17 protein-coding genes are annotated in these 18,205 nt (G+C 37.8%); 12 read left to right on the forward strand and 5 right to left on the reverse strand.

Annotated features, from left to right (window positions below; translation table 11 throughout):
• Positions 1-8 precede the first annotated feature (8 nt).
• The 7 genes from rplQ to Q0948_RS10060 all read left to right on the forward strand — a co-directional run bounded on the left by rplQ (position 9) and on the right by Q0948_RS10060 (position 7,550).
• Entirely contained in the window at positions 9-476 is a 468-nt protein-coding gene (gene rplQ / locus Q0948_RS10030) for a 50S ribosomal protein L17 (RefSeq protein ID WP_298351810.1), read from the forward strand.
• A gap of 138 nt (positions 477-614) precedes the next feature.
• Entirely contained in the window at positions 615-1,319 is a 705-nt protein-coding gene (locus Q0948_RS10035) for a hypothetical protein (protein ID WP_298351813.1), read from the forward strand.
• Between the two features lie 115 nt (positions 1,320-1,434).
• A complete protein-coding gene (carA, locus tag Q0948_RS10040) occupies positions 1,435-2,547 on the forward strand; it encodes a glutamine-hydrolyzing carbamoyl-phosphate synthase small subunit (protein WP_298351816.1) in 1,113 nt (370 codons plus the stop codon).
• A 139-nt stretch (positions 2,548-2,686) separates the two neighbouring features.
• Positions 2,687-3,976 (forward strand): phosphopyruvate hydratase, encoded by a 1,290-nt coding sequence (gene eno, locus Q0948_RS10045; protein WP_298351819.1) that lies wholly within the window; start codon positions 2,687-2,689, stop codon positions 3,974-3,976.
• Positions 3,977-4,649: 673 nt separating this feature from the next.
• On the forward strand, positions 4,650-5,936 hold the full coding sequence (locus tag Q0948_RS10050; protein ID WP_298351821.1) for a citrate synthase: 1,287 nt from the start codon (positions 4,650-4,652) through the stop codon (positions 5,934-5,936).
• Positions 5,937-6,038: 102 nt separating this feature from the next.
• Complete coding sequence (locus Q0948_RS10055) at positions 6,039-6,536, forward strand: GyrI-like domain-containing protein (protein ID WP_298351823.1); 498 nt, start codon at positions 6,039-6,041, stop codon at positions 6,534-6,536.
• A gap of 99 nt (positions 6,537-6,635) precedes the next feature.
• A complete protein-coding gene (locus tag Q0948_RS10060; protein WP_298351826.1) occupies positions 6,636-7,550 on the forward strand; it encodes a dimethylarginine dimethylaminohydrolase family protein in 915 nt (304 codons plus the stop codon).
• Positions 7,551-7,594: 44 nt separating this feature from the next.
• On the opposite strand, the gene Q0948_RS10065 is transcribed toward Q0948_RS10060, so the two are convergent.
• Genes Q0948_RS10065 through Q0948_RS10075 form a run of 3 tightly spaced genes read right to left on the reverse strand, consistent with a single transcriptional unit; the run spans position 7,595 to position 11,049 of the window.
• Positions 7,595-8,002 carry a Dabb family protein gene (locus tag Q0948_RS10065; RefSeq protein WP_298351829.1) on the reverse strand — a complete coding sequence of 136 codons (408 nt, stop codon included), beginning with the start codon at positions 8,000-8,002 and terminating at the stop codon, positions 7,595-7,597.
• A gap of 38 nt (positions 8,003-8,040) precedes the next feature.
• Positions 8,041-9,204 (reverse strand): formate-dependent phosphoribosylglycinamide formyltransferase, encoded by a 1,164-nt coding sequence (purT, locus tag Q0948_RS10070; protein WP_298351833.1) that lies wholly within the window; start codon positions 9,202-9,204, stop codon positions 8,041-8,043.
• Positions 9,205-9,264: 60 nt separating this feature from the next.
• Entirely contained in the window at positions 9,265-11,049 is a 1,785-nt protein-coding gene (locus Q0948_RS10075; RefSeq protein ID WP_298351836.1) for a DUF885 family protein, read from the reverse strand.
• A 218-nt stretch (positions 11,050-11,267) separates the two neighbouring features.
• Here Q0948_RS10075 and Q0948_RS10080 point away from each other — a divergent pair, with 218 nt between their 5' ends.
• Positions 11,268-12,116: a carcinine hydrolase/isopenicillin-N N-acyltransferase family protein gene (locus Q0948_RS10080; protein WP_298351839.1), complete on the forward strand. Its 849-nt coding sequence runs from the start codon at positions 11,268-11,270 to the stop codon at positions 12,114-12,116.
• A 77-nt stretch (positions 12,117-12,193) separates the two neighbouring features.
• On the opposite strand, the gene Q0948_RS10085 is transcribed toward Q0948_RS10080, so the two are convergent.
• Positions 12,194-13,378: a pyridoxal phosphate-dependent aminotransferase gene (locus Q0948_RS10085; protein WP_298351841.1), complete on the reverse strand. Its 1,185-nt coding sequence runs from the start codon at positions 13,376-13,378 to the stop codon at positions 12,194-12,196.
• A gap of 111 nt (positions 13,379-13,489) precedes the next feature.
• Positions 13,490-14,587: an acyl-CoA desaturase gene (locus Q0948_RS10090; RefSeq protein WP_035335961.1), complete on the reverse strand. Its 1,098-nt coding sequence runs from the start codon at positions 14,585-14,587 to the stop codon at positions 13,490-13,492.
• Positions 14,588-14,788: 201 nt separating this feature from the next.
• Between Q0948_RS10090 and rsmG the strand changes: the two genes are divergently transcribed.
• From rsmG to Q0948_RS10110, 4 genes are all read left to right on the forward strand, one after another.
• Positions 14,789-15,418: a 16S rRNA (guanine(527)-N(7))-methyltransferase RsmG gene (gene rsmG / locus Q0948_RS10095; protein ID WP_038599649.1), complete on the forward strand. Its 630-nt coding sequence runs from the start codon at positions 14,789-14,791 to the stop codon at positions 15,416-15,418.
• A 138-nt stretch (positions 15,419-15,556) separates the two neighbouring features.
• On the forward strand, positions 15,557-16,126 hold the full coding sequence (locus Q0948_RS10100; RefSeq protein ID WP_298351851.1) for a sigma-70 family RNA polymerase sigma factor: 570 nt from the start codon (positions 15,557-15,559) through the stop codon (positions 16,124-16,126).
• Positions 16,110-16,871: a hypothetical protein gene (locus tag Q0948_RS10105; RefSeq protein WP_298351854.1), complete on the forward strand. Its 762-nt coding sequence runs from the start codon at positions 16,110-16,112 to the stop codon at positions 16,869-16,871. Before Q0948_RS10100 ends, Q0948_RS10105 begins: the two co-directional genes overlap by 17 nt.
• A gap of 51 nt (positions 16,872-16,922) precedes the next feature.
• Complete coding sequence (locus Q0948_RS10110) at positions 16,923-18,011, forward strand: hypothetical protein (protein ID WP_298351856.1); 1,089 nt, start codon at positions 16,923-16,925, stop codon at positions 18,009-18,011.
• Positions 18,012-18,205 lie beyond the last annotated feature (194 nt).

Below are 18,205 nucleotides of genomic sequence, written 5' to 3' on the forward strand. Positions count from 1 at the left end.
ATATTACAATGAGACACGGAAAGAAATTTAATCACTTAGGGAGAAAGACTGCACATAGAAAATCTATGCTTGCAAATATGGCTTGCTCTTTAATTGAACATAAGAGAATAAATACTACAGTTGCAAAGGCAAAAGCACTTAAGCAATTTGTAGAACCTATGATCACTAAATCAAAATCTGATACGACTCACAACCGTCGTATTGTATTTGCAAAACTTCGTCAGAAGGATGCAGTTACAGAATTATTTAGAGATGTAGCAGCAAAGGTAGGTGATCGTCCAGGAGGTTATACTCGTATCATCAAGTTGGGTAACCGTCTTGGGGATAATGCAGATATGGCAATGATCGAACTTGTAGATTACAATGAGATTTACAACGCTGGTAAACCTGCTAAAAAGAAATCTACTCGTCGTGGGGGTAAGAAAACTGAAGCTGCTCCTGTAGCTACAGAAACTGCTTCTAACGAGGAAGAATAGAACGGTAAACCTTATGAAAATAGGTTAATTAGTATCGGGATTTACTGCAAGGTAAATCCCTTTTTTTATTTTTGGCAGTATAATTAAATGTTTGGCAAAGTGTTTGCCAGTTAATTACTGAAATTAAAATATTAGAAAATGAAAAAGATAGCTATAGTTGTAATGTGTGTTTTAGCAACATCACTTTATGCACAAAGAGATGATGCAGTAGATGCAAATAATAATGTATTAGGAGCATTAGCTTCATATGGGCCAGATGGAGCTGGTGTAGGTGGGTCTAGTGTAGTGTTTAATCCATCAAGACCTATAGATGGATCTGTGCACGTTTTTGATACTTGGCGTAATAATGCCATAATACAAACCACTGGGGGGATGACGCTGCGTTTACGCGATAACATTAACCTCAATGCAAAGAGGAATGTCTTTGAATCAAAAATAGGAAGAGACTCAGTGTTTACTTTTGATTTTACAAACATTGAAAAAATGGTTGTAAATAATAAGACATACAAGAATATCTTTTCTCCTGTAGAAGGAGGTTATCGTCTAGTCGAAGTTGTAGCAGAAACTGATGATTTTGCTATTTATAAAGATTATAAGATAGATATTAAAGAAGGAAACCCAAATCCAATGCTTGCTCAACAAAATGATAAGTATGTAATGAAGGATTCTTATTATGTAAAGAAAGGTAGAAGTTTCAAGAAGTTCAAATTGAAGAAATCTAATTTCTTAAAGTTAGCTGGTAAGAAGGCTGATCAACTAGAGGCTTATGCAGATAAAAATAATTTCAATTTTCGAGATGAGAAAGACCTTGAAAAGATAGCCAGTTACTATGGCACTTTATAATATTATTAATGGGAGCTATTTGGCTCCCATTTTTTTTGTTCAGATATGGGATAAACTCTTTTTCTGAAAACCTTTTTTTAACCTATTTTTGTAAAGTTTATAAAATAAATACTTAATGAAATATCAATCTAGAAGACCTGCCTTACTTTTATTATCAGATGGAACCATCTTTCACGGTAAAGCTGTAGGAGATAAAGAAGCAACCTCTTATGGTGAGGTGTGTTTTAATACAGGGATGACCGGATATCAAGAGATCTTCACAGATCCTTCATATTTTGGGCAATTAATGGTTACTGCAAATGCACACATAGGTAACTATGGTGCTACAGATGTCGAGACAGAATCTGATAAAGTAAAGATTTCTGGTCTTATTTGTAGAAACTTTAGTTACACCTACTCACGTAAAGACGCTCAAGAGTCGCTAGAACAATTTTTAGATAAGAGTAATTTATTTGCCATTTCTGATGTAGACACTAGAGCACTAGTAGCACATATACGAGATAATGGATCTATGAATGCTGTAATTACTACAGATGTAGAAAATATAGAAGCTCTTAAGGCAAAGCTAGCAGAAGTTCCAGATATGAATGGCCTTGAACTAGCTTCAAAGGTTTCAACAAAAGAGCCATATTTCTTTGGAGAAGAAAATGCCGAAGTAAAGATTGCAGCTCTCGATATAGGTATCAAGCGTAACATCTTACGTAACCTTGCAAAACGAGGTGCTTATATAAAAGTATTCCCTTATGATACAACATATGCAGAGATGAAATCTTGGAACCCTGATGGATATTTTCTTTCAAACGGTCCTGGAGATCCAGAACCTCTTGAAAATGCAATACAAGTAGCAAAAGACATTATTGCAGATGATGAGCCACTATTCGGTATATGTCTTGGTCACCAGGTTATTGCTCTTGCAAATGGAATATCAACTTATAAAATGCATAATGGTCACCGTGGGATTAATCATCCTGTAAAGAATCTTATAACTGGTAAAGGTGAGATTACTTCTCAAAACCACGGCTTCTCTATAAATAGAGAAGAGACAGAAGCACATCCAGATGTTGAGATAACACACGTTCATCTCAATGATCATAGCGTAGCGGGTATTAAAATGAAAAATAAAAATTGTTTCTCAGTTCAATATCACCCAGAGGCAAGTCCAGGACCTAATGATGCTACTTATCTATTTGATCAATTTATAGAAAACATAAAAAGCGTTACAGCATAAAAAATATATCCCTGCCTTACGGTGGGGATTTTTTTATATAACCGCTTACGCGAAAACGTTATCGCGACAATAGCTAGTCAATTTATTTAAATTAAGGTCAAAATCGTATTTTTACGTAACTAATAAAACAACTAAGAAAATGAGTATTATCATAGAAATTCACGCAAGACAAATATTTGATTCAAGAGGAAACCCTACGGTAGAGGTAGATGTATTTACAGAACTCGGGGCGATGGGAAGAGCAGCAGTACCTTCTGGAGCATCTACAGGCGAGCACGAAGCGGTAGAGTTACGTGATGGTGGTACAGATTTTATGGGTAAAGGTGTAAAGAAAGCTGTAGAGAATGTAAACACGCTTATCGCACCAGAACTACTAGGTGTTTCAGTTTTTGAGCAAAATGCTATAGATGAGTTAATGATAGATTTAGATGGCACTCCTAACAAATCAAAACTAGGTGCAAACGCTATATTAGGAGTTTCATTAGCCTGTGCAAAAGCAGCCGCGGCAGAACTTAATATGCCATTATATAGATACATAGGAGGCGTTAGTGCAAACACACTTCCAGTACCTATGATGAATATTATAAATGGAGGGTCACACAGTGATGCTCCTATTGCTTTTCAAGAGTTTATGGTAATGCCTGTAAAAGCAAAGAGCTTTAGTCACGCTTTACAGATGGGTACAGAAATATTTCATAATCTCAAAAAAGTATTACACGACAGAAACCTTAGTACAGCTGTAGGAGACGAAGGAGGATTTGCTCCAGCTCTTGATGGAACAGAAGATGCACTTGATAGCGTAAAACTAGCAGTAGAAAAAGCAGGTTACTCTTGGGGTGATGAGATTATGATAGCTCTAGACTGTGCCGCTGCCGAATTTTATGTTGATGGGAAGTACAACTATGTAAAGTTTGAAGGAGAAGGAGGAAAAATACGTACGAGTGAAGAACAAGCAGATTATCTAGCAGAACTAGCAGATAAGTATCCTATTATCTCAATAGAAGATGGTATGGATGAAAATGACTGGGAAGGCTGGAAATACTTAACTGATAAGGTAGGTGATAAAGTGCAGCTTGTAGGTGATGATTTATTTGTAACCAATGTAGAGAGACTTTCTCGCGGTATAAACGAAGGAATTGCAAACTCAATCCTTATTAAGGTAAATCAAATAGGAACTCTTACAGAAACTATTGCAGCCGTAAATATGGCTCACAATGCTGGGTACACATCAGTAATGTCACACAGGTCTGGAGAAACAGAAGATAATACTATCGCAGATCTTGCAGTAGCACTTAACACTGGGCAGATCAAAACTGGTTCGGCTTCAAGATCAGATCGTATGGCAAAGTACAACCAGCTTATTCGTATAGAAGAGATGCTTGCAGATACGGCATATTTTCCAGCTATGAATGCTTTTAAAATAAAGTAGTAGTAGTTTACATACTATATAAAACCCTCTCATAGAGAGGGTTTTTTTTGCTTCCATATATAATACTATATATATCTTAGTATTAGAGCAGACATAGCTAATTGATTATTAAGAGAATTTTTACAAGTAAACTTTTACAAAAATATAAAAGTAAGAATAATCTTACTACAAAATCATTGCACATCGTCAAAAAGTCCGTAAATTGCCGTCATAAAGATAAAGAGGTCGCTGTATTGCACTCGATATGTTTATGATTAGGTAGTTAAAATTCAAGAAGTAACAACCTTAACAGTTTGCCCACATTGTTATAACCGCGTTAGTGAATAAACAGGTATATAATTTTTTAAGTTGGGTAAAGAGCGGGCAGTATGGCCCTTTAGCTGCACGCTCGCTCTTTTTAAGAAACTGGTTTTGATTAAATTCAAAACCTTTATTTTGAAGTTGGGTAAGGATATTTGCGATTGCAAGTATCCTTTTTTTTATGTCTTATATGCAGATAATATTTACCAGATTCTATCAATAGTTAAGCTGTGGGCAATATAATGGTCAAAAGACCAATATTTTTACATTTTATTAACCATCTAGCGGCGTATTATGTTAAATAAAACGACTTCTTTTTTGTAATTTAGCTGTCCAAAATAAACTAAGTAAAAACAAATTTTTTCAGGCATAGATGGCAGATAAAGCAACTTTAACAATAGACGGAAAGAGCTATGAGTTTCCTATCATTACAGGAACAGAGCAGGAGCAAGCAATAGATATTAAAGCATTAAGAGGTGCTACTGGAGGTATTACTACCATAGATCCAGGTTATAAAAATACGGGTTCTTGCCAGAGTGCTATTACCTTCCTTGATGGAGAAAAAGGTATCTTAAGATATAGAGGATACTCAATAGAAGAACTTGCCGAAAAAGCAGACTTTCTTGAAACTGCTTATCTTTTGATTTTTGGAGAATTACCAACAAAAGAACAACTTGCAAAATTTGATGCAGACATTAAGTCTGAGTCTCACGTAGATGAGGATATGAAGAAAATCTTAGATGGTTTTCCTAAGTCTGCTCACCCTATGGGAGTATTAAGTGCTCTTACATCTGCACTTATTGCATTTAACCCTTCTACCGTAAATGTAGATTCTGAAGAAGAAATGTATAATGCAATTGTAAAGCTACTAGCAAAGTTTCCTGTGCTAGCTGCTTGGGCAATGCGTAAAAAGAAAAGTCAACCGTTAGATTACGGAGATAACTCACTAGGGTATGTAGAGAACTTCCATAAAATGATGTTCTCAAAACCTAATGAAGCTTATACCGTAGATAAAGAGATAATCGCTGCTATAGACAAGTTATTAATCTTACACGCAGACCACGAGCAAAACTGTTCTACATCTACAGTACGTATTGTAGGTTCATCTCACGCTGGTCTATTTGCTTCTATCTCTGCAGGTATCTCTGCATTATGGGGTCCTTTACACGGCGGAGCAAACCAAGCAGTTATAGAAATGCTTGAGGCAATAAAGAATGATGGTGGTGACACTAAAAAATATATGGCAAAGGCAAAGGATAAGCAAGATCCTTTCCGCCTTATGGGCTTTGGACATAGAGTTTATAAAAACTTCGATCCACGTGCAAAGATTATAAAAGTTGCTGCAGACGAGGTTCTTGGTCAACTAGGTATACAAGATCCTGTTCTTGATATTGCAAAAGGACTTGAAAAAGAAGCGCTAGAAGATCCATATTTTGTAGATCGTAAATTATATCCTAATGTAGATTTTTACTCAGGTATTATTTACAGAGCTCTAGACATTCCAGTAGAAATGTTTACGGTTATGTTTGCTTTAGGTCGTCTTCCAGGATGGATAGCACAATGGAGAGAAATGCGTCTTAACAAAGAACCTATAGGTCGTCCACGTCAGGTTTATACTGGTGAAAACTTAAGAGCTTTTAAAGAGGTTTCTGAGAGATAAAAACTCAATAGTACAATATAAAAGAGCAAACGTTTAGTTTGCTCTTTTTTTATGCCTCAAAAGCAATAACGTAACTATTTAAAAAATTGTAAATTCACTTTCGTGAAAGATACCAAACACCCATCTCCAGTTATCGTAGAGCAACCTGCACTTACTCTTGTAGGTTTACAGGCTACAATGTCTCTGTCTCATAATACTACAATGCAGTTATGGCAAACCTTTGGACCGCTAAGGAAGACTATTCTTAATAAGTCTAATGGAGGGAGTTATAGTGTGCAATGCTATGCAGATGATTTTATGACGACTCCATTTACACCAGTAACCAAGTTTGTAAAATGGGCCGCAGTAGCTTTAACAACCGAAAATGATATCCCAAATCAGTTAGAAGTATTAAAAATCCCAAAAGGTAAATGGGCAGTTTTTCCATACAAAGGAACCACACGTGATTTTGGAGCATTTGCTCAATATATCTACAGTCAGTGGTTGCCAAATTCTAGGTATCAATTAGATCATAGACCACATTATGAATTTATGCCAGAGGACTACTTAGGCCCAAATAATCCACAATCTGAAGAAGAAGTGTGGATACCTATTAAGTAAGCTTTCGCGAAAGCGTAAAAATCACAGTGCACTGCGTATATGATAAATTTCATATAGATTGGCATTCTTTTTTTAGCAAAACTGAGTTATCTTTACCTTATGCTTAAACTAAACGTAAAGAACGAAACTTCAAGGCTTAGAGCCGTAATCTTAGGTACTGCCGAAAGTAATGGGCCTACTCCAAAACTTGAGGATGCCTACGACCCAAAATCTGCGCTACATTTAAGAGAAGGAACATATCCTCTAGAGAAAGATATGGTTCCCGAAATGGAAGCTGTAGCAGCAGTTTTCAAAAAGTATGATGTAGAGGTTTATAGGCCAAAGCTTATTAAAGATCTTAATCAGATTTTTACACGTGACATTGGTTTTGTGATAGATGATAAGTTCTTTAAGGCAAATATTCTTCCTGATAGGGAAGAAGAGATAGACGCCATTGAGCACGTTATAAAACAAGTGCCGTCTACCCACGTTTTTAGATTACCAGAAGAGGCACATATAGAAGGAGGAGATGTGATGCTGGTAGATGATCATATTTTTATAGGTACCTATCGTGGTGATGATTATCCAGATTATATCATTGCGCGTACTAATATGCTTGCGGTAGGTATGATTCAAGATTTATTTCCTCGCAAGAAGGTAATGTCTTTTGACCTTAGAAAGTCTAATACAGATCCTTATAATAATGCCTTACATTTAGATTGCTGTTTTCAGCCAGTGGGGAATGGGAAAGCTATACTTCATAAAAATGGCTTTTTACAAGAAAGGGAATACGAGTGGCTGGTAAACTTTTACGGAAAAGAAAATATCTTTGAAATCTCCTCTCAGGAGATGTTTAATATGAATTCAAACATCTTTAGTATATCTCCAGAAGTTGTTATATCTGAGCGTAATTTTACCAGATTAAACACTTGGCTACGCGATCAAGATATCACTGTAGAGGAGGTTCCTTATGCAGAGATAGCAAAGCAAGAAGGCTTGCTGCGCTGTAGTACATTGCCACTTATAAGAGACTAGAAAAATAAAAAGGCTGGAAGTTTTATCTTCCAGCCCTTTTTATATTAATTAGTCCAGTAATCTATTACCATAACGTCTGCTACGTGTGGCTGTATAGAGGCTACAAAGTTTTGATGAGCTGTATGGGGTAGATACGTATCTAGACCATCTTGCGAATCAAACGTTAATAAAAATGCGTGGGTAAAGCCTTTGTTTAAATCTTCTGTACTTTTATGTAATCCCCATTCATAATCTTTTATGCTTTTAATTTGAGATGGTAAGGCCGAAAAATCTGTAATAATTTTTTCGATTTCTTGTGGCGTACTCTCTTCATTAAATTTAAAGAGCACCATATGCCTTAGCTGTCTTGTATGTGTCATTTCTTGCTTGCTTATTTCACGAGTTTTTGTCGTGTTTTCTTGTGAGCACCCAAGGGTGATTATTAATATAAATAAGGTTACGACTAGTCTCATATGGTACACTTTAAATTAAACATTTTAAAAATCAAGCATTAAGTAGTTTTAACCTTGGCAGCTAGCTCTTTTGCTCTCGATACAACCTCGGTAATATCTCCATCAAGGCTATCGTAGGTCACCACAACTCCCATACGCCTGTATGGGCGAGAAGTAGGTTTTCCGAAGAGCCTGAAATCGCTTTTCGGCGCGGTGGCTAGTTCATTAATCCCTGTAAATCCTGGATTTTCAGAATTCTCGGTTGCTAGAATAACAGCACTCGCACCTATACGTTCTTGAGTAATTTCTTTTATGGGAAGTCCTAAAACAGCTCTTAAGTGCAGTTCAAACTCATTATAATTTTGCGTGTTTGCAAGCGTTACCATACCTGTATCGTGTGGGCGTGGAGAAAGCTCAGAAAAGTACACACCGTCATCTCCTACAAAGAACTCAACACCCCATAATCCAGCTCCGCCTAATGCAGCGGTAACTTGAGCCGCCATTTCTTGAGCGGTTTTAAGATGGGCATCGTCCATAGTAGCGGGTTGCCAACTTTCTTGATAATCACCACGTTCTTGACGGTGACCTACAGGTGGGCAAAATAGTGTCTCACCATCTCTCTGCGTTACAGTAAGTAGTGTGATCTCATAATTAAAGTTTACAAAAGCTTCTACAATCACCTCTGCAACATCACCACGAGAGCCTTCTTGAGAGTAGTCCCACGCTCGTTGTATGTCGTCTGGTGTTTTGATAGTAGATTGTCCTTTTCCGCTAGAAGACATTAGGGGTTTTACCACACAAGGAATCCCTACTTCCTTCACCGCTTTTTGTAGCTCTTGAGCAGAGGTTGCATAGCGATAATTTGCAGTTTTTAAGCCCAAGTCTTTTGCAGCAAGATCGCGTATAGACTTGCGATTCATTGTGAAGTTTGCAGCTTTTGCACTTGGGATCACAGTGTATCCTTGCTTCTCATATTCATAAAAACGCTCGGTGCGTATGGCCTCTATTTCTGGAACGATGTAGTCTGGCTTATGCTTCTCTACAAGTTTATCTAGCGCCTCTCCATCAAGCATATTTATCACTTCGCGACCATCTGCTACTTGCATAGCAGGGGCATTATCATAACTATCTACAGCAATTACGGTCTGACCTAGTCGTTGTGCAGCTATTACAAATTCCTTTCCTAGTTCTCCTGAGCCTAGTAATACTATTTTTTTATTCATAATGTTTTGCTTTCGCACTTCGGCAAGCTTAGTATAAACTTCACTTGCGTGAAAACGGTATTATTTACTTTCTTCTATCCAACCATTAATTTTTTCCTCAAGTAGCGCAAGAGGAATACATCCTGTCTCAAGCACCTCTTTGTGAAAATTTCGTATGTCAAATTTATCACCTAGCTCCTGAGTTGCTTTTTCTCTAAGTTCTCTAATCTTAAGTTGGCCTATTTTATAAGAAAGCGCTTGTCCTGGATTTGCCATATAGCGCTCAATTTCTGATGTAATACCTGCTTCACTTTCGGCTTCATTTTCTAGGCAATAAGCAATTGCTTTCTCACGGCTCCATCCTTTGGTGTGGATTCCTGTATCTACTACAAGCCTAACTGCTCGGTGCATTTCGGCTCCTAGTGTTCCAAAGTATTGGTATGGGTCTGTATAAAGTCCCAACTCTTTACCAAGCGATTCTGTATATAATGCCCAGCCCTCACCATAAGCACTGTACCATAAAGTTTTTCTAAACTGTGGTAGTGTCTCACTTTCTTGCGTAAGTGACACCTGGAAGTGGTGGCCTGGTATAGCCTCGTGTAAAAATAAAGACTCGTCTGAGTATACATTATAGGTAGTTGCGTCTGGTATAGGCGTGTAGAAAATACCTGGTCGAGTACCATCTAGTGATCCTGGGTTATACTCTGCACTTGCAGATTTCTCACGGAAAGCTTCTGTCTGTCTCACTTCAAAAGCTGTTTTAGGTTGTAGGCTAAAGAGCTGGTCTACCTGCGGCTTTATTGTCTCGTGCATTGCATTAAAGTTTGCAATAATCTCTTCTGGAGTACTGTACGGCATTAGCTTTTTGTTAGTACGTACATCGTCAAAAAATGCTTTTAGATCTCCTTTAAAACCTACTTGCTCCTTTACTTTTTCCATCTCCTTGCGTATACGGGCTACCTCACTTAGTCCAAGCTGGTGTATCTCGTCTGCGCTCATTGTAGTAGTGGTGTATAATTTTATGGCATAGTCATAATACTCGCTTCCTTGTGGTAAATCACTATAACCAGAGCTATCGCGCCCAGCCGCTAGGTATTCATTTTGTAAGAAGTCACGCATCTTTGCATAAGCAGGGATTACTTTACCTTCTATCATATTTTTATAATCTGTGCGTATGATATTCTGGTCTTCTTCGGTTATTCCATCAGGAAAATTTGCGACAGGCTTGTAAAAAAGGTGATTCTCTATGGTAGGCTCTGTCATAGCATCCATTTGCGGGATGATTTTCTTAATAAGTGATTTAGGAAGTACATATCCTTCTGTCATACCCTTGCGCATATTTGTTTCTGAGCTGTTGAGCCAAACTAGGTACTCATCTACGCGTTGTTGCCAGTTGCGGTAATCTTCTACAGTGTTAAAAGGTTGCGCACTCGCTCCACTTGCAAGCTGGCCAAACATAAGATGAGGTGACCACATCTGGTCTATAGGCGTGAGGTCTTTTTTAAACTCCATACCCTCTAGATTGATAGCAATATCCCAGAGCAATACCTCCTTACTCATCTTCTCTGTGTCTGTAAGGTCACTGTCATTAAACTGCTGTATAGAGTCGCGGTAAGATGTATAATAAGTTTTTACTGCATCCTTATGAGATTGAGATAACGCATCTGGAAATTTATCATTATACCTATTATCACCAGACATTGTCGCATTAAGCGGGTTAAGCTTTAGGCCGTCTTCATAATAGTTATCTAGCACATTGTTAAATGCCAGCGATGTATCTGCTGTGCTAGTTGTTTCTGTGGTAGCGTCGTTTTTACAAGCTATAAGGCTTAGAGCCATCATTCCTGCAAGTAGCGTTTTTTTCATAAGTCGAGTCGTATTAATTCTCACAGTATTTTACTACTGATGGTGGTTTTTGTGGGTTTTTACGCTTTCGCGAAAGCGAGATTACTCATTTTAAAAATTACTCTACTAAGATACCTATAAGTACATAAATTATGAGGTAATAACTTGCTTGTTACATTTGGTGTGTATGTGATTTTTGTCGCATCTTTAAGGCAGTCAGGTTCTTAAAGCTGTAAATTATGATTCATCTATTGACAAAGAAAGTGAGCAATACCTCTAGAAAGTGGTTATTAACGCTATGTTTAATTGCTGCTTGTGCTAGTTCTATGTATGCGTGTTCTATTTTGTATTATGTAGATAAAGAAACGGGTGCTATTTATGCCGTAAATAATGAAGACTTCTGGCTTGATACCGATGCTTATATACAGATAGAAAAAGCGACTTCAAAAAAGCTAGCTAGATTATGGTATGGCTGGGATAATTTTGCTCAGGGAGGTATAAATAGCGCAGGATTATTTTTTGACGTAGCGGTGACGCCAGAACAAAAAATGCCAGAAGGGTATGGCTGGGCAAAAGGTAACATAGGAGATGATTTACTGGCAAACGCAAGTACAGTAGCGGAAGCGCTTGCCTGGATAGAGGAGCAAAAACTCGCCGTGCACCAGAGTCATTTTTTAATAGGTGATGCCACCGGTAATGCAGTTATTGTAGAGTGGATAGACGGCAAGAAACATATCATACCTATGGAGGGCAACACGCTAGTAGCCACAAATTTTTTGATAAATGCTCCAGAAGAAGGCGGCTTCCCTTGCCACAGATATCAATCTATAAACTCACGCGTAGATGAGCTAGAACGCAGTGGAGAAGACATCACCTTAAAATCTGTGGGGCAAACGATGGCTGGAGCAGTGCAACCAGCTGCAGACTGGGGTGAAGGTAGAATGGGAGGGACGCTCTACACTACCTTTTTTGATATTACAGCGATGCAAATGGTTATGGTGCCAAAACTAGATGGAAGTAAAATGAGGCGTATAGATCTCAAAAAAGAATTTGCACTTAATAAAAAACGAAAAATCGATATGGATTAACTCCATTACAAATGAAAAAACCCGCTAAGAGATTAGCGGGTTTTGTTTTGCTTTCGCGAAAGCGTAATATATAAGGTCTATGAAACTGCAGATTTAATCTGCTTCATTGCGTCTTTAATGTTGTCTACACTTGCTGCATAAGATATACGTATACAATCTGGGTTTCCAAATGCTTCACCAGTAACCGTAGCAACATTTGCCGCTTCAAGAAGGTAAAGAGAAAAATCTGTTGCGTTTTCTATTTTTTGACCTCCTAGCGTTTTTCCAAAATAGTGTGAGATATTTGGAAATACGTAAAACGCACCTTCTGGCTCGTTACATTTAAAGCCTTCGATATCATTGAGTAAGTCCAGTATTAACGTACGACGACTTTTAAACTCATCAATCATATACTGTACTTTGCTTACTGGAGCCTCAAGAGCCGTAATTACTGCACGTTGTGCAATACAGTTTGTACCACTAGTAATCTGTCCTTGCATCTTGTTACAAGCGCGTGCAATATATTCTGGGCCTCCTATGTAACCTACACGCCATCCCGTCATTGCAAATGCTTTTGAAACACCATTTACAGTTACCGTACGGTCATACATATCTGGAAACTGTGCCATACTTGCGTGATCTCCCACATAATTAATGTGCTCATAAATCTCGTCACTTACTACTATGATTTGTGGGTGCTTTGCAAGTACATCTGCCAGAGCGCGTAGCTCTTCTTTACTGTATATCGATCCAGATGGATTACAAGGAGAGCTATACCAAAGCATCTTTGTCTTAGGCGTGATAGCTGCTTCTAGCTGCTCTGGTGTCATTTTAAAATCTGTATCTATTGAGGTTTTTACCTCTACTGGTACACCTTCGGCTATTTTTACAATGTCTGAGTAGCTCACCCAGTAAGGGCAAGGTAATATCACCTCGTCACCTGGGTCAAGGCATACAAGTGCAATATTTGCAAGTGACTGCTTTGCACCTGTAGAAACCACAATTTGTGGGAGGGTGTAATCCAGATTATTATCTCTTTTAAATTTTGTGATAATCGCCTCTTTCAACTCTACATAACCATCTACCGGTGTGTATGAATTGTAATTATCATTTACTGCTTGAATTGCAGCATCTTTAATAAAGTCTGGAGTATTAAAATCTGGTTCTCCTAGACTAAGACCTATGATGTCTTTTCCTTCTGCTCTTAATTCGCGAGCCTTTGCAGCCATTGCAAGAGTTGCAGAGGTTGCCATATTTGTAACGCGGGTAGATAAATTCTTCATACGAGGCGCATTCTTTATTTAGTTGATAAAAGATTGTAATGCAAGGTAACTAAAAACGCCAAATCCTTATGGGATTTGGCGTTTGATATTTTCTTAAAAATTTAACCACTTCTATGCAGAAATCGCAGGTTTCATTCCCATCTCACGTAAGTGACTAAAGTGAGCGATAAGTGCCTTTCTAGTAGTTTTATACTCGTGGTAAGGTAAATTAAACTCTTGTGCTGTCTCCTTTACAATTTTACTAATCTTAGTATAGTGTACGTGGCTTATGTGAGGAAAGATGTGGTGCTCCACCTGGTGGTTTAATCCTCCAGAAAACCAGTTCATCACCTTGTTTTTAGTGGAGAAGTTTACAGTAGTAAATAGCTGGTGTATTGCCCAAGTATTTTTCATAGTTCCTGTCTCATCTGGTAGCGGCATATGTGCATCTTCTACCATATGCGCAAGCTGGAAAATAATACTTAAAATAAGACCTGCCGTATAGTGCATAATAAAGAAGCCTATTAAAATTTTCCACCAAGCAAGATCAATAAATACCAGAGGTATAACAATCCACATTGCGATGTATATCGCTTTTGTGATAAGTAGTGTGCTCCACTGCTTTGCAGGGCTCTGTAGTTTTCCGTAAGATAATTTACGTTTCATATAACGTTTCATCTGGAAGAAATCTGTAGTAAGTGCCCAGTTAAAGGTAAGTAGACCATATAAAAACACCGAGTAGTAGTGCTGGAACTTATGTGCCCAGTGCCATTTTCCGTGTTTTGAAAAACGTAGCACGCGACCAGCCTCCATATCTTCATCGTGACCGTGTATGTTAGTATACGTATGGTGAAGCACGTTGTGTTGTACTTGCCAGTTATAAACATTACCAGCTAGTATGTAAATACTGCTTCCCATTAATTTATTTACCCATTTTTTACTAGAAAATGAACCGTGATTACCATCGTGCATCACATTCATCCCTATACCAGCCATACCCACACCCATAACAACGGTAAGGACAATCTGAAGCCAGGTAGGCATATCTAGTGTTAAAAATAAAAAGTAAGGAACTAAGTAAATGGCAAACATAATGATTGCCTTTAGGTACAATTTCCAGTTACCTGTGCGTTTTATATTATTCTCTTTAAAGTAGTTGTTTACACGTTTATTTAAAGTTCTGAAGAACTTTGCAGAGTCCGTGCGAGAAAATTTTATAGTAGTCTCCATAATGTAATAATTACTCTCATAGCGCTACAATAGCCGTTTTATTGTAGTGTTGTTGAGGTTTTTGATTCCGCTTTCGCGAAAAAAAATAATCTTCTTTTAATAGCTTGGTAAAAGTAATGCATAATATAGGCTACATCTATGAACCTGCGTTAAAATAATAGCGGGTATTATGGTACTTTTACACCGTTAATATACTAAATAATGGATATCATATTAAAATATTTTCCAGATCTAACAGATACTCAGATCGAGCAGTTCTCAAAACTGAAAGATTTATATCAAGATTGGAATCTCAAAATCAATGTAGTAAGCCGTAAAGATATAGATGAGATTTACTTACGTCACGTACTGCATTCACTAGGTATAGCAAAAGTTCAAACCTTTAATCCAGGTGCCAGTATAATGGATGTAGGTACGGGAGGAGGCTTTCCTGGAGTACCACTTGCCATACTACACCCAGAAGTAAATTTTCACCTTGTAGATAGTATAGGTAAAAAGATAAAAGTAGTAAACGAGGTGGTAGAGGGCCTAGGTATCACAAATGTAAAAACTACAAACGACCGAGTAGAAAATGTACCTGGTCAGTATGATTTTATTGTGTCTAGAGCGGTAGCGCAAATGGAAACATTTGTAAGATGGGTGCGCGGGCACATTGCAAAAAAATCTAACCACGAACTCAAAAACGGAATTTTATACCTCAAAGGAGGAGACCTCACAGAAGAACTTAAAAAGTATACCACGACTACTATTTATGATCTTCCCACATTCTTTGAAGAAGATTTCTTTGAAACAAAAAAGGTAGTTCACTTACCTATGAAGTATAAAGGATAAGCTAGAAAACAGACCTTTATGTACAAATCCAAATTTCTGATTACACTACAGTAAGAAGAAATTTGGATTTTTTTTGGCCTTGAAGCAACCTTTTTTAAAAACGATGCGTCTTTATAAATAGAAACCCAAACATCAGGTATGAAAGTCATACAATTTAATAACGAGCGACAACTCATAAAAAAAGCCATTAAAGGCAATAGAGATGCACAGCGCAAACTCTATGATGAGCACTCGCCAAAAATGCTGAGCATCTGTCGTTATTATATAAAAGATGTACATCAAGCCGAAGAAGCAATGTGCAACGGTTTCTTAAAAGTATTTACAAAGCTAGACACCTATGGAGGTAATGGGAGTTTTGAAGGGTGGATACGTAAGATTATGGTGCGAGAAAGCATCTCATACCTAAGAGCAATAAAGAAGCTATATTTCTCAGAAGATGGTGTGGTAGAAAATAATGATGCTATAAATAACATACAGACAGATCTTGAAGTGGCACATATACAATCACTCATAGACGACCTGCCAGAAGGATATCGAGTCGTATTTGTAATGTATGCCATAGAAGGGTATAAGCATAGAGAGATAGCAAAAGCACTTGGGATTAGTGAGAGCACTTCAAAAAGCCAATTGTTTAAAGCGAGAAAGCAGTTACAAGCAGCGGTAAAAAAAGAATTAATACATAACGGTACAGATGAACTTAGAGGATAATTTTAAAGATAAGCTAGAGAGACGCCGTCTCGAGCCTACCGCATCTGCCTGGGATCGTATAGAGGGCAAGCTAGATGCTAGTCAGGGCAAGAAAAAAAGTAAAATAGTTTTATGGATGGGTATCGCGGCAAGCTTTATTGCAGGCGTGTTCATCACAGCACTTATTTATAACACGAGTGCGGTAGATGAACAAACGCCTTATGTAGAAAATCAACCAGAAGAGGTGATAGATGAGATAATACCAGAACAAATAAGTGATAAGCCTAGTGAAATCTTACTAACAGATGCAACAACAAATAATGTGGAAGTACAAAAATCTGTTACGTCACCCCAAAACAATACTGCTACAAAGAAGAAAAAAACAAATCCTACTAAAAGTAAGTATCGCCCATACAGCAATGCTAATACTATAAACTCACAAGTAAAAGAAGCTGTGGCCACTTCTATTATGAAAGAGGAAGTGATAAAATCTACTATAAATGCTGTTGTAGATGTAAATCCTGATGAAGTAAAAACGAGCGAAGAGTTGCTAGATGATGAGGTAGAAAACCTACTCAAAGCTGCCCAGCAAAATATCAATAAGCAACCAGTGTATGCACAGCCACAACGAGTGGTAGATGCAAACGAGTTATTACTAGACGCCGAAGCTGAGGTAGATCCAGACTCCTTTAAAGACAGAATGTTCCGCACGCTCAAAAAAGAGTTTAATAGAGCCGTAGAGGCAGTTGCAAATAAAGATAATTAAGAAAATTCATCAATAACGCGCCATCATCGAGCGCACAAAACACAAACTATTATGAACACAATTTTTAAAATTGCTCTAGCGGCAACAGTGGTAATCTTTGCCCAAAACGTAAATGCGCAAGAAGCGCAACAAGAGGTCTCTCAAAAAATTGTAGACCAAGTATCAACCCTAGAAACTCGAAAAGAGAAAGTAAAAGAAAACTGGAAAAGCAATCTCAAACAGAGAATACAGTTTATAAATGCTCAAAGAGAAAAACAAAACATTAGTGCCACCCAGGCAGAACAACAAAAAAAGGATGCCGCACAAGAAGTTGCTCTTAATATAGAAAACGAACTAGCCATTATAGATAATCAAATCGCACTGGTAAAAAGAACCGGTCACATTGATCCTTCAAAAGGAAGCTCTGTAGAAATAGGTTTTGGTAGTGCAGATGAGAACGGCAATAGAGTATTAGGTATCGCTGTAAATACCAATAAGCCAAAAAAAGTTACCTATGACAGACGTACATATAGCGAGCTTGTATTTGCCTTTGGTCTCAACAACGGTATTGTAGAAAATGGAGCCGACTTTGGCGATGAGTTCTCCATAGGTAAATCGCGCTTTTTTGAACTAGGTTATGCCTGGAAAACGAGAGTATTTCAAAACTCTGGCGCACTTCACCTCAAGTATGGAGTGTCATTGCAAACTAACAAGCTGTTTACAAAACAAAATGAGCGACTCGTAGTCACAGATGGTGTCGCTGCTTATGAGGAGTTCCCACAAGAGTTAGACAAGTCCCAGTTACGTTTCTCAAACCTAGTGGTGCCTGTGCACCTAGAATTTGGCGGGTGGAAAAAGGAGCAAGAAGAAGACTATGTGCGCTACAGGCTGTCAGGTAAATTTAGAATGGGTATAGGAGGTTATGTAGGTGTGCGACTTGGGACACAACAAAAATTGAAGTATAAAGAAAATGGAGACCGCATCAAGACAAAAGAGAAGCAAGACTTTGGTGGTGATAACTTTGTGTATGGGGTGAGTAGCTACATAAGACTCTCACAAGACCTTAGCCTGTACGGTAAGTATGACTTGAGCACCGCTTTCAGCACAAGTGATTTAGGTGATGTAAATAATGTCTCTCTAGGCTTACGTTGGGACTGGTAACATATAAAGTATAGCTAGTATTCCGTTTTTGTAAAAGTGTTTCATTACGCTTTCGCGAAAGCGGAATTAAGAAAGAAGATAGCTCAGTTATGCAAAATGTCTGGGCTATTTCTATTTATATGTGATTCTATTTTATAGAAACGCTCTTGTGTATTATATTGAAAACTGTTGTAATTTGAAGTACTTTTGCAGGC

Origin of the sequence: uncultured Dokdonia sp. (assembly GCF_947496725.1) — a bacterium.
GTDB lineage: Bacteria > Bacteroidota > Bacteroidia > Flavobacteriales > Flavobacteriaceae > Dokdonia.